Genomic DNA, 13096 nt, shown 5'->3' with positions numbered 1-13096 from the left:
CCCCAACCCGCTCACTCGCCTTCGGCCGGAATGCCGATTGCGCCGTGCCTGCGCGCACGACCCTGGGGCAAGGACCGCACTACGAAGATACGAACCAGAGAAAACCAACAACGAAACAAGAGCAACGGGTGCCAGCACCCGGCCACAACATAGGGACGGAGAGAAGTATGATCAGTGCCGCTGTCGAACCTCACGTAGATTCATTCAACCCGGAAAACCGCGAACCCCTCACCCCAGGCTTCGCCACGACAGCCAAGGCACCCGGCGCCCAGCGCCAGCACAACCCGAACAAGCGCAAGATCCTGTTCGTCACTTCGGAGATCGCTGACCTTGTGAAAACCGGTGGCCTGGGCGACGTTTCCGCCGCACTGCCCCGGGCCCTTGCGCACCTGCACGATGTGCGGGTACTGATCCCCGGCTACAGCCAGGTGATGGAAAGCGACAACCCCATCCATATCGTCGGCGAACTCGGTGGCCACGCCGCCCTGCCGCCGTGCAAGATCGGCCGCATGGACATGGCCGACGGCCTGGTCATCTACGTGCTCATCTGCCCCGAGCTGTACCAGCGCGACGGCACGCCCTATGGTGCCAACAACGGTCGCGACTGGCCCGACAACCACATCCGTTTCGCCCGCCTGGGCCTGGCCGCCGCCGAAATCGCTGCCGGCGAAGGCAAGATCCACTGGAAGCCCGAAGTGGTGCACGCCCACGACTGGCCTGCCGGCCTGGCCCCGGCCTACATGCACTGGCGCGGCCTGAATACGCCGACCCTGTTCACCATCCACAACCTGGCCTACCAGGGTGTGTACAGCCGCGCCTGCAGCCCGGAGCTGGCGATCCCCGACCATGCCATGCAGCAGGAAGGCATGGAGTTCTACGGCAAGCTGTCGTTCCTCAAGGCCGGCCTTGCCTACTCCAGCCACATCACCACGGTCAGCGCCACCTACGCCCGTGAAATCACCACCCCGGAATTCGGCTGCGGCCTGCACGGCTTTCTCGCCAGCAAGGCCCAGCAAGGGCTGCTCGGCGGCATTCCCAACGGCATCGATGAGAGCTGGGATTCGGCCACCGACACCCACCTGCAGCACAATTTCAGCATCAACGACTGGGAGGGCAAGGCACGCAACGCCGAAGCGGTGCGCCGCCTGTTCGAACTCGAACCGTCCAGCGGCCCGTTGTTCGCCGTGGTCTCGCGCCTGGTGTACCAGAAGGGCCTGGACCTGACCCTGGGCGTGGCCGACTACATCGTCGAGCAAGGCGGCCAGATCGCCATCATCGGCCGCGGCGAGCCGGAAGAAGAACAAGCCATGCGCGAACTGGCGCTGCGCCACCCGGGCCGCATCGGCGTGCGCATCGGCTTCAACGAAACCGATGCCCGGCGCATGTTCGCCGGCAGCGACTTCCTGCTCATGCCATCGCGCTACGAGCCCTGCGGCCTGAGCCAGATGTACGCCCAGCGCTTCGGTTCGTTGCCGGTGGCGCGCAACACCGGCGGGCTGGCCGACACCATCGAGAACGGCGTCACGGGTTTTCTGTTCGACGAATCGACCGTGGAAAGCTACCGCGAGGCGCTGAGCCGGGCCTTCTATATCTATGGGAAGAAGAACCTGCTCAATGCCATGCGCTGCCTGTCCATGACCCAGCCGTTCAACTGGTGCCAGGCGGTCGAACCCTACGCCCGCCTCTACGAGGACCTGGTCAAGCAGGCACAGTTCAGCCACTACTGAGCGGGGAGTCGAAGATGCACAGGCATGGCGCACACCTTCTGGACGCCACGTCGGCGCGCTTCGCCCTGTGGGCGCCCGATGCGCGCAGCGTGAGCTTGGAGTTGCAGCAGCAGCCGGCAATCGAGCTGCTGCGCGAAGACAATGGCTGGTTCACCGGCGTGGCGCCCTGCCAGGCCGGGGACCGCTACCACTACCGCATCGATGGCCAGTTGCAGGTGGCCGACCCGGCCTCGCGCTACCAGCCCGAAGGGGTGCAGGGCCCAAGCCAGGTGGTCGACACCCAGGCCTATGCCTGGCAACACCCCTGGCATGGCCGGCCCTGGCACGAAGCGGTGATCCAGGAACTGCACGTCGGCGTGCTGCAAGGCTACGACGGCGTCGCCCGGCAGTTGCCGCGCCTGGCCGAGCTTGGCATCAGCGCCATCGAGCTGATGCCCATCGGGCAGTTCCCCGGCGAGCGCAACTGGGGCTATGACGGCGTGCTGCCCTATGCACCGCAGCACAACTACGGCAGCCCCGAGCAACTGTGCGCGCTGGTGGATCAAGCCCACGGCCAGCGCCTGATGGTGCTGGTGGACGTGGTCTACAACCATTTCGGCCCCGACGGCAACTACCTGCACCAGTACGCCAGCGCGTTCTTTCGCGAGGACCGGCAGACGCCCTGGGGCGCCGCCATCGATTTTCGCCGCGCCGAAGTGCGCGAGTTCTTCATCCAGAATGCCCTGATGTGGTTGTGCGAATACCGCTGCGACGGCCTGCGCCTGGACGCTGTGCACGCCATCGATGCACCGGACTTTCTCGTCGAACTGGCACAGCGTGTGCGCGCCGCCATCGAGCCAGGCCGGCACGTGTGGCTGGTGCTGGAGAACGAGCACAACCAGGCATCCTTGCTCGAACAGGGCTTCGATGCGCAGTGGAACGACGATGGCCACAACGCCCTGCACGTATTGCTGACCGGCGAAACCGAAGGCTACTACGCCGACTACCAGCAGCGGCCGATCGACAAGCTGGCCCGCTGCCTGGCCGAAGGCTTCGTGTTCCAGGGCCAGGCCAACCGCCACGGCACACCACGCGGCGAGCCCAGCGGCCACCTGGAGCCCAGTTCGTTCGTGCTGTTCCTGCAGAACCACGACCAGATCGGCAACCGCGCCCTGGGCGAGCGCCTCACCCGCCTGTGCCCGCCCCAGGCCCTGCGCGCAGCCACTGGCCTGCTGCTGCTGGCGCCGATGATCCCGCTGCTGTTCATGGGCGACGACGACGGCAGTTGCCGGCCCTTTCTGTTCTTCACCGACTTCCACGACGAACTGGCCGATGCCGTGCGCGAAGGCCGGCGCGGCGAGTTCGCCCACTTCAACGCCTTCGCCGACCCGGCCCAGCGCGAACGCATCCCCGACCCCAACGCCGAGCAGACCTTCGAAGCTTCACGGCCCCAGCGCCAGGAAGTCATCGCCGGTTGGCACGGCCTCTATCAACAGCTGCTGGCGCTGCGCCGCATCCATGTGATCCCGCACTTGCCCGGCAGCCGCGCGCTGGGCGCCGACGTGCTGGGCGACAAGGCCCTGACCGCACGCTGGCGCCTGGGCGATGGCAAGACCCTGCGCATCGACCTGAACCTTGCGCCCACGCCCCAGGCAGTCACCTTGCCCGCCGCCGAACGGCGCCTTTACGACAGCAGCGACACCACGCACCCAGACACCGCACTGTCGGCCTACAGCTGCGTGGTCAGCCTGCTTGCCCCTGGCCAGGAGAGCCCATGAGCGAAACCGCCCTGCACCGCCTGGCCGCCCGCGTGGGCCTTGCCCGCGACTGGGTCGATGCCAACAACCGGCCACAACAGGTCAGCGACGAGGTGCTGCGCAAGGTCCTCGCTGGCCTGGGCCACCCGGCTGGCGACGACCACGAGGTGCACAGCAGCCTACAGGCGGTGGCAACCGCCGAAGACAGCCAGCACCTGCCACCACTGCTGACCGCCGACGTGGATCAGCCGCTGGCCTTGGCGCACTACTTCCAGCCCGCCAGCACCGCGCGTTGCACCCTGGAAGATGGCAGCCAGCGCAACGTCGCCCTCGACAGCCAGGCGCGCCTGCCCGGTGTGTTGCCCGTCGGCTACCACCAGGTGGAAATCGAAGGCCAGCGCTTCACCCTGGCCGTGGCGCCTGCGCGCTGCCACAGCCTGGAAGACGCGGTGCAACCACCACCACCACGCTGCTGGGGCCTCGCCGTGCAGCTCTACAGCCTGCGGCGCAGCGGCGATGGCGGCTTCGGCGACTGCCTGGCCCTGGAGCAACTGGCACGCAGCGCCGCCGAGCGCGGCGCCGATGCCCTGGCCATCAGCCCGATCCATGCCCTGTCGGCGGTTGACCAACTGCACTACAGCCCTTATTCGCCCTCCAGCCGCCTGCTGCTCAACACCCTCTATGCCAGCCCCGCCGCCGTGCTAGGCGAGCGCGCCGTGCGCATGGCCATCGAGGCCTGCGGCCTGGAGCAGGCCCTCGAAGACCTGGAACAGCAACCGCTGGTCGACTGGCCTCGGGCCGCCAACGCCCGCCTGAGCCTGCTGCAGGCGCTGTACCAGGACTTCAGCCAGGGCGACCACCCGCTGCGCAAGGACTTCGACAGCTTCCGCGCCGCGGCCGGCCAGGCCCTGGAGCACCACTGCCGCTTCGAGGTGCTGCAGGCGCAAGCCGTGGACCACGGCCTGGGCGGTGACTGGCGCAACTGGCCCAGCGCCTGGCACGACCCCTACCACCCCGAGGTCGAAGCCTTCGCCAACGCCTACCCGGCCAAGGTCGAGTTCCACGCCTTCTGCCAGTGGCTGGCCGACCGCAGCCTGCAACGCGCCCAGGAAGCGGCGCGCAGCAACGGCATGGCGGTGGGCCTGATCGCCGACCTGGCGGTGGGCGCCGACGGTGCCGGCAGCCAGGCCTGGAGCCGCCAGGACGAGCTCTTGGCCAACCTCAAGGTCGGCGCGCCACCGGACATCCTCAACCGCTCGGGGCAGGACTGGGGCATCTGCGCCTTCTCCCCCGAAGGCCTCAAGCGCAATGGCTACCGCGCCTTCATCGAGATGCTGCGGGCCAACCTTGCGCACGCGGGCGGCCTGCGCATCGACCATGTGATGGGCCTACGCCGCCTGTGGCTGATCCCCCGCGGCTGCAAGCCCAGCGAAGGCGCCTACCTGCATTACCCGCTGCAGGACCTGCTGCGCCTGCTGGCCCTGGAATCGGCGCGCCACCAGGCGATCATCCTCGGCGAAGACCTTGGCACGGTGCCCGAAGGCCTGCGTGAAGCGCTGGCCGCCAAGCACGTGCTGGGCATGCGCGTGCTGCCCTTCGAGCAGACCCAGCCTGGGCACTTCAAGCCGATTCTCGACTGGCCGGACGATGCCCTGGCCACCACCGGCACCCACGACCTGGCGCCCCTGGCCGGCTGGCTGCAAAGCCGCGACATCGACTGGAGCCAGCGCCTGAAGCTGATCGACGCCGCCACCGAACTGCACTGGCGCCACGAGCGGCAGAAGGAGCGCGACGGCCTGCGCCGCACCCTGGAAGCCAACTACGGCCCGCAGGCGGACAACGACGCGCTGATCGATGCCGCCATCCGCTACGTCGGCCACACCCGCGCGCCGCTGGTGCTGATCCCCCTTGAAGACCTGCTGGGCAGCGATGAGCAACCCAACCTGCCCGGCACCACCGAAGGCCACCCCAACTGGCGCCGGCGCTTCGCCGCGCCGGTGCGCGAACTGCTCGACGATGACGATGCCGCACGCCGCCTGGAGCTGTTGGCCCAGGCCCGCGAACAAGCCTGGGAGCGTGACCGATGAAGCCCTTGAGCGCGACCCTGCGCCTGCAATTTCACAGTGACTTCACCCTCGACCACGCCGTGCCGCTGGTGCCCTACTTCGCCCAGCTGGGCATCAGCCATGTGTATGCCTCGCCGATCCTCAAGGCCCGCGCCGGCTCACGCCATGGCTACGATGTGGTCGACCCGACCCAGGTCAACCCGGAGCTCGGCGGCGAGGCTGCGCTGCAGCGCCTGGTGGCCGCCCTGCGCCAGCACGGCATGGGCCTGATCCTCGATACCGTGTCCAACCACATGGCTGTCGGCGGCGCCGACAACCCCTGGTGGCAGAGCCTGCTGGCCTGGGGCCGGCGCAGCCCCTATGCCGAGTTCTTCGACATCCAGTGGCACTCCAGCGACCCGCTGCTGGCGGGCCAACTGCTGCTGCCGTTCCTGGCCAACGACTACGGCCTGGTGCTGAAGAACGGCGAGATGCCGCTGCAGTTCGACGCCCAGCAGGGCGTGCTGCAGGTGGCCCACCATGAGCACCGCTTCCCCATCTGCCCGGTCGATTACGGCTGGATCCTTTCCCTGAGCCCGGAGCCGGCCTTGCAGGCGCTGGCCGAGCACTTCACCGCCCTGAGCGACGCCGCCGAGCCGCTGGCCGCCGCCGTGCCGTTGCACGCCGAACTGGCGCGCCTGGTGGCTGAAGGCGCCGACCTGGAATCGGCGCTGGTGGCCTTCGACAGCCGCTGCGAAAACGGCTTCAAGCGCCTGCACCTGCTGCTGGAGCGCCAGACCTACCGCCTGGCCAGCTGGCGTACCGCCGCCGACGACATCAACTGGCGGCGCTTCTTCGACATCAACGAGCTGGGCGGCCTGCGGGTGGAGCGCGCGGTGGTGTTCGAGGCCACCCACGCCAAGCTGTTCGAGCTGATCGAGCGCGGCCTGGTGGACGGCCTGCGCATCGACCATATCGACGGCCTGGCCGACCCGCGCGGCTACTGCCGCAAGTTGCGCCGGCGGGTCACCGGGCTGCTCGCCAGGCGGCCCCTGTCGGCGGCGCTGGAGCACTTCCCGATCTACGTGGAAAAAATCCTCGGCCAGGGCGAGCACCTGCACCGCGACTGGCTCACCGACGGCACCACCGGCTACGAGTTCATGAACCAGGTGTCGCTGCTGCAGCACGACCCGGCCGGCGAGGCACCGCTGACCGAGCTCTGGGCCGCCCTGAGCGAGCGCCCGGCGTTCGCCGAGGAAGTGCGCCAGGCCCGCCACCTGGTGCTCAACGCGAGCCTGGCCGGCGACTGCGAATCGGTGGCCCAGGCGCTGTTGCAGGTGGCCCGCGACGACCTGATGACCCGCGACCTGACCCTCGGCGCCATCCGCCGGGCGCTGCAGGCGCTGGTGGCGCACTACCCGGTGTACCGCACCTACTTCAACGCCTGTGGCCGCCCGGCCGAGGACGAGAAGTTCTTCCAGCAGGCCCTGGCCGATGCCCGCCAGGACCTCGCCGAAGCCGACTGGCCACTGCTCGAGCAGCTGGCGCACTGGCTCGGTGGCCAACCCTGGCGCCAGCTGCCGCCTGGCCGCCCGCGCAAGCACCTGCGCCATGCCTGCGTGCGCTTCCAGCAGCTCACCGCGCCGAGCGCGGCCAAGGCCGTGGAAGACACTGCCTTCTACCGCTCGGCGCGGCTGTTGTCGCGCAACGATGTGGGCTTCGAGGCCGAGCGTTTCAGCGCCGGCCCTGAGTACTTCCACAACGAAGCCCAGCGCCGCCTGCGCGACTTCCCCGACAACCTGCTGGCCACCGCCACCCACGACCACAAGCGCGGCGAAGACACCCGCGCACGCCTGGCGGTGCTGAGCGAACGCGGCCCCTGGCTGGCCAGCCGCATGGAGCACTGGCGCGAGCTGGCCGCGCCGCTGCGCGAGCAACTGGACGATGGCCTGGCGCCGAGCCCGGGTGATGAGATGCTGCTGTTGCAGACCTTGCTCGGCAGCTGGCCGCTAGGCCTGGACCTGAACGATGGCGCCGCCCTGCAGCACTACGCCGCGCGCATCCGCCAGTGGCAGCAGAAGGCCCTGCGCGAGGCCAAGCTGCGCAGCAGCTGGAACGCCCCCAACGAAGGCTATGAAGCCGCCTGCGCCGGCTATGTCGATGGCCTGCTGCTCGCCCGCGAGAACCAGCAGCTGCGCCAGTCGCTGGCCGATGCCGCGCAATTGATCGCCTGCCCCGGCGCACTCAACGGCCTGGTGCAGACGCTGCTGCGCATGACCGTGCCGGGGGTGCCCGACCTGTACCAGGGCAACGAGTACTGGGATTTCAGCCTGGTCGACCCGGACAACCGCCAGCCGGTGGACTACGCTTGCAGGCGGCGCACCCTGGACGACGCCAGCACGCCGGCCGAGCTGCTCGCGCACTGGCGCGACGGGCGCATCAAACAGGCCCTGGTGGCCCGTGTGCTGGACTGCCGCCAGGCCCATGCCGAACTGTTCCGCCGCGGCGCCTACCTGCCACTGACCGTGCAGGGCCGGCATGCCGACCAGGTGCTGGCATTCGCCCGCCTGGGTGAAGGCCAGCGCGCCATCATCGTCGCCCCACGCCTGGCCAGTGGCCTGCTGGGCGGCGCCACGACACCGTTGATCCCGGCGCAGAACTGGGACGACACCCGGGTGATCCTGCCGTTTGCCTTGTCACCTGCCAACTCGACGGGACTTTTCCCAAGTGCCGCTGTCAGCCCTTCAAAGGAACTGATGTTGCGCGCGGTACTGGCGGAGTTTCCGGTCAATCTGTTGATACAACAATCTTGAGCATCAGGAGCGTCATGATGAGTGTCGATGAAAAACGTGTTCGCGAATTCGCCTATCAGATCTGGGAGTCGGAGGGTAAGCCTGCCGGGCAGGAAGACCGCCACTGGGAGATGGCGCGCAAGCTGGCCGAGGCCGAGGCGCTAGCGCCTAAGGCTGCGCCACGCAAGAAGGCGGCGGCCAAGCCCAAGGCGCCTGCCGAGCCCAAGGCGGCAGCGCTGCCGGGGGTTAAACCGGCTGCGGCGAAGAAGCCGCGGGCGGTGAAGAAGCCTACTGCCGGCGATGGGGCCCTCACTGACACCCCACTCCCCCGGCCAATCGAGGACTGCCATGAGCCCCCGCACCCCGAAGAAAACCCGCTCCGTCGCCCCGTCGCGCATCCGCGAAGGCATGCCCTTCCCCCTCGGCGCCACCTGGGACGGCCTGGGTGTCAACTTCGCCCTGTTCTCGGCCAACGCCACCAAGGTCGAACTGTGCCTGTTCGACGACACCGGCGAGCATGAAATCGAGCGCATCGAGCTGCCCGAATACACCGACGAGATCTACCACGGCTACCTGCCCGACGCCCACCCGGGGCAGATCTACGGCTACCGCGTGCACGGCCCCTACGAGCCGCAGAACGGCCACCGCTTCAACCCCAACAAACTGCTGATCGACCCCTACGCCAAGCAGCTGGTCGGCAGCCTGAAATGGTCCGAGGCGCTGTTTGGCTACACCATCGGCCACCCCGACGGCGACCTGTCGTTCGATGAACGCGACAGCGCGCCCTTCGTGCCCAAGTGCAAGGTGATCGACCCGGCCTTCACCTGGGGCCGCGACCAACGCGTGCAGATCCCTTGGGAGCGCACCATCCTCTACGAGGCCCATGCCCGTGGCATCAGCATGCGCCACCCGGCGGTTCCCGAGGAGCTGCGCGGCACCTTCGCCGGCCTTGCCAACGACGAGCTGCTCAAGCACATCAAGGACCTGGGCGTATCGAGCATCGAGCTGCTGCCGATCCATGCCTTCGTCAACGACCAGCACCTGCTCGACAAGGGCCTGAACAACTACTGGGGCTACAACAGCATCGCCTTCTTCGCGCCGCACCCGCGCTACCTGGCCAGCGGCAAGATCGCCGAGTTCAAGGAGATGGTCGCGCACCTGCACGACGCCGGGCTTGAGGTGATTCTGGACGTGGTCTACAACCACACCGCCGAAGGCAACGAGCGTGGCCCGACCCTGTCGATGCGCGGCATCGACAACGCCTCCTACTACCGCCTGATGCCCGACGACAAGCGCTTCTACATCAACGATTCGGGCACCGGCAACACCCTGGACCTGAGCCACCCGTGCGTGCTGCAGCTGGTCACCGATTCGCTGCGCTACTGGGCCGGCGAAATGCACGTGGACGGTTTCCGCTTCGACCTGGCAACCATTCTTGGCCGCTACCACGACGGCTACAGCGAGCGCCACGGCTTTCTCGTCGCCTGCCGCCAGGACCCGATGCTCAGCCAGGTCAAGCTGATCGCCGAGCCCTGGGACTGTGGCCCGGGCGGCTACCAGGTGGGCAATTTCGCCCCAGGCTGGGCGGAATGGAACGACCGCTTCCGCGACACCGTGCGCGCCTTCTGGAAAGGCGACGAAGGCCAGCTGGCCGACTTCGCCTCGCGCATGACCGCCTCGGGCGACATGTTCAACAACCGCGGCCGGCGCCCCTACGCCTCGGTCAACTTCGTCACTGCCCACGATGGCTTCACCCTGCGCGACCTGGTGTCGTACAACAGCAAGCACAACGAGGACAACGACGAGAACAACCAGGACGGCACCGACAACAACCTGTCGTGGAACTGCGGCGTCGAAGGCCCCACCGACGACCCCGAGATCAACGCCCTGCGCATGCGCCAGATGCGCAACTACTTCGCCACCCTGCTGCTGGCCCAGGGCACGCCGATGATCGTCGCCGGCGACGAGTTCAGCCGCACCCAGCATGGCAACAACAATGCCTACTGCCAGGACAGCGAGATCGGCTGGATCAACTGGGACCTGGATGACAACGGCAAGGAGCTGCTGGCCTTCGTCAAGCGCCTGACCCGCCTGCGCCTGGCCTACCCGGTGCTGCGCCGCTCGCGTTTTCTGGTCGGCGACTACAACGAGGCGATCGGGGTCAAGGACGTCACCTGGCTGGCCCCCGATGGCAGCGAGATGACCGTGGAGCAATGGGAAGACCCGCACGGGCGTTGCCTGGGCATGCTCATCGACGGGCGCGCGCAGGTCAGCGGCATTGCCCGGCCAGGGTCGGAGGCGACCATGCTGCTGATCGTCAACGCGCACCATGATGTGGTGCCGTTCCAGTTGCCGACCGTGCCCGAGGGCGAGTACTGGAGCTGCCTGGTCGACACCGACCGGCCGGAGATGCGCAAACCCCAGCACCTGCAGTTCGACAGCACCTTCGAGGTCAAGGGGCGCTCGTTCCTGCTGATGGTGTTGCAGCACGAGGAAGACTGAACCGGGGCGGCCTGGGCCTGTCCCAAGACTATCCATAGGCTGCCATCAAGGAGGCACCGTGAACCCCGAAACCGGTCGTCCAGGTTTCGCCAGCGTCGACCAGGCCCCAGCCGTGCAGCGGCTGCGGGTGCTGACGGTGAATACGCACAAGGGGTTCACGGCCTTCAACCGGCGCTTCATCCTGCCTGAACTGCGCGAGGCGGTGCGCAGCACCCAGGCCGACCTGGTGTTTCTCCAGGAAGTGCTCGGCAGCCACGACCGCCATGCCGCGCGCTACCCAGGCTGGCCGCAGACCTCGCAGTACGAGTTTCTTGCCGACAGCATGTGGAGCGACTTCGCCTATGGGCGCAACGCCGTGTACCCCGATGGCCACCACGGCAACGCGCTGTTGTCCAAATACCCGATCATCGAGCACCGCAACCTCGACGTGTCGATCACCGGCCCCGAGCGCCGCGGCCTGTTGCACTGCATCCTCGACGTACCCGGCCAGCACCAGGTGCACGCCATCTGCGTGCACCTGTCGTTGCTGGAGAGCCACCGCCAGCAGCAATTGCAGCTGCTGCGCAAACTGCTCGACGGCCTGCCCGAAGGCGCCCCGGTGATCATCGCCGGCGATTTCAACGACTGGAAACTGCGCGGCAACCGCACCCTGCGCCTGCAGCGCGACCTGCACGAAGCGTTCGAACGCCACCATGGCATGCTTGCACGCACATATCCGGCGCGCCTGCCTTTACTGGCCCTGGACCGCATCTACCTGCGCAATGCCGAAAGCCACGCACCGAAAATCCTCAGCCACAAGCCTTGGACGCACCTTTCCGATCACCTGCCACTTGCCGTGGAAGTCAGGTTGTAGCAATCATTCGGCATAGCCACGCAGCGGCAAATAACGAACCCCACTATCCCCCTCTCATTTACCCCGAAAATCAATGCGTTGATGCCTTTCACAGAACCTCGACAATGGCTTAACACATTCTTGACGCAGCCCCCCGCCTCACCTTAGCTGAACTATTACCTAGTCGTTGAAAACGTGCGCCGGGCCTCTAGCTCGCGCCTTCCTGCGCGCTCGCGAAAGCGGGCGCGAGGGTTTGGTTCGTCCACTGTTCTTGCCGTACAGCTCGTGACAACCGGCCAGGTGCTTGGGCTGTACAACAAGAAACCAGAGGATATCCGCCATGAAAAGAACCTCGAACTCGTTGCGCTTCGATCGTATTTTCTACGCGGTTTCCACGTCGATGCTTCTGGCAACCCCGGTGGAAACCTTCGCCTTCGACCTGCAGGACGACCCCATGTCCCCGGGCTTCCTGCAGCAGCCGGCGCAGCCCCAGCAACTGTCGCTCGACCCGGTCAGCGCCAGCGGCCTGAGCCTGGGCACGCTGGCTGCCTTCGGCGAGCAGATGAGCGAGCGCCATGCCCTGGTGGCTCCCATGCTGATGGCCAGCCCCTGGAGCCAGTTCTTCCCCACCACCTCGCGGCCCGGCGCGCAGCCGCCAGAGCAGCTCGAAGCGCCCAGCCAGCAGCTGATGATTGGCCCGGATCTGTTCGTGCGTGAAACCGCCGATGGCAACGTGCACCGGGCGGGGATCTTCGTTGGCCACAACAACCTGCAAAGCAGCCTGAGCGGCGCCCGGCCACTGCTTGGCGACAAGCAGCGCAATGCGGTCAACCTCAGCGGCGAGAGCCTGGGCATGTACTGGAGCATGACCCACGCCCAGGGCTGGCACCTGGATGCCGTGGCCATGGGCTCGCGCATCGATGTGCAGGGCCGCGGCGACAACGGCCAGCGCCTGGATGACAGCGGCCATGCCATGACCTTTTCCGTGGAGGGTGGGTTCCCCATCAGCCTGGGCGGCGGCTGGGTGGTCGAGCCGCAGGCGCAGTTGATCAACCAGCAGTTCTTCCCGGGCAACCAGGTGCAGGCGCAGACCTTGCAGGCCTTCGACAGCCAACCGACCTGGAGCGGCCGGGTCGGCGCCAAGTTGTCCGGGCGCTACGAGGTCAAGGGCATGCCGATCGAGCCCTATGTGCGAACCAACGTGTGGTACGACTTCAGCAATGCCGACGAGGTCAAGCTGGACCAGGTGGACAAGATCTCCAGCTCGCGGTACTCGACCACGGTGGAACTGGGCTTGGGGCTGGTGGCGCGGGTGACGCCTTCAGTGGCGCTGTTCGTCAGTGCCGACTACAGCAGCGATGTGGATGACAACGACCTGAACGGGTTGATTGGCAGCCTCGGGGTGCGGATGCGCTGGTAGACCGTTGCGGCCCTATCGCCGGCAAGCCGGCTCCCACAGGGT

At 67.3% G+C, this 13096-nt stretch carries 7 protein-coding genes and 1 pseudogene; all 8 read left to right on the top strand.

Features of this window, described 5'->3' with window-relative positions:
* The first annotated feature begins 167 nt into the window (after nt 1–167).
* The 8 genes and pseudogenes from glgA to L6D75_RS25130 all read left to right on the top strand — a co-directional run bounded on the left by glgA (nt 168) and on the right by L6D75_RS25130 (nt 13054).
* Nucleotides 168–1727, top strand: coding sequence for a glycogen synthase GlgA (glgA, locus tag L6D75_RS25165; RefSeq protein WP_176517982.1), 1560 nt, complete (start codon nt 168–170; stop codon nt 1725–1727).
* A gap of 14 nt (nt 1728–1741) precedes the next feature.
* A complete protein-coding gene (gene treZ / locus L6D75_RS25160; RefSeq protein WP_176517983.1) occupies nt 1742–3484 on the top strand; it encodes a malto-oligosyltrehalose trehalohydrolase in 1743 nt (580 codons plus the stop codon).
* Nucleotides 3481–5550: a 4-alpha-glucanotransferase gene (malQ, locus tag L6D75_RS25155; protein ID WP_176517984.1), complete on the top strand. Its 2070-nt coding sequence runs from the start codon at nt 3481–3483 to the stop codon at nt 5548–5550. The genes treZ and malQ overlap by 4 nt, the downstream gene beginning before the upstream one ends.
* Nucleotides 5547–8321 (top strand): malto-oligosyltrehalose synthase, encoded by a 2775-nt coding sequence (locus L6D75_RS25150; RefSeq protein ID WP_176517985.1) that lies wholly within the window; start codon nt 5547–5549, stop codon nt 8319–8321. The genes malQ and L6D75_RS25150 overlap by 4 nt, the downstream gene beginning before the upstream one ends.
* 14 nt (nt 8322–8335) lie before the next feature.
* Nucleotides 8336–8599 (top strand): annotated as a pseudogene (locus L6D75_RS25145) (DUF2934 domain-containing protein); the annotation flags it as partial.
* Between the two features lie 49 nt (nt 8600–8648).
* Complete coding sequence (gene glgX / locus L6D75_RS25140; protein WP_176517986.1) at nt 8649–10802, top strand: glycogen debranching protein GlgX; 2154 nt, start codon at nt 8649–8651, stop codon at nt 10800–10802.
* Nucleotides 10803–10860: 58 nt separating this feature from the next.
* Nucleotides 10861–11655 carry an endonuclease/exonuclease/phosphatase family protein gene (locus L6D75_RS25135; protein WP_176517987.1) on the top strand — a complete coding sequence of 265 codons (795 nt, stop codon included), beginning with the start codon at nt 10861–10863 and terminating at the stop codon, nt 11653–11655.
* A gap of 319 nt (nt 11656–11974) precedes the next feature.
* Nucleotides 11975–13054, top strand: coding sequence for an autotransporter domain-containing protein (locus L6D75_RS25130; protein WP_176517988.1), 1080 nt, complete (start codon nt 11975–11977; stop codon nt 13052–13054).
* Nucleotides 13055–13096: the final 42 nt, after the last annotated feature.

The sequence above is a fragment of the Pseudomonas faucium genome (assembly GCF_021602585.1).
Lineage (GTDB): Bacteria > Pseudomonadota > Gammaproteobacteria > Pseudomonadales > Pseudomonadaceae > Aquipseudomonas > Aquipseudomonas faucium.
Note: the sequence above shows the minus strand (reverse complement) of the source record. Positions and strands in the feature narration are given on the sequence as shown.

Bases quoted from the DNA above. Each gene is read 5' to 3' on its own strand.
- L6D75_RS25130 (WP_176517988.1), top strand. From the start codon at position 11,975: ATGAAAAGAACCTCGAACTCGTTGCGCTTCGATCGTATTTTCTACGCG.
- malQ (WP_176517984.1), top strand. From the start codon at position 3,481: ATGAGCGAAACCGCCCTGCACCGCCTGGCCGCCCGCGTGGGCCTTGCC.
- treZ (WP_176517983.1), top strand. From the start codon at position 1,742: ATGCACAGGCATGGCGCACACCTTCTGGACGCCACGTCGGCGCGCTTC.
- glgA (WP_176517982.1), top strand. From the start codon at position 168: ATGATCAGTGCCGCTGTCGAACCTCACGTAGATTCATTCAACCCGGAA.
- glgX (WP_176517986.1), top strand. From the start codon at position 8,649: ATGAGCCCCCGCACCCCGAAGAAAACCCGCTCCGTCGCCCCGTCGCGC.
- L6D75_RS25150 (WP_176517985.1), top strand. From the start codon at position 5,547: ATGAAGCCCTTGAGCGCGACCCTGCGCCTGCAATTTCACAGTGACTTC.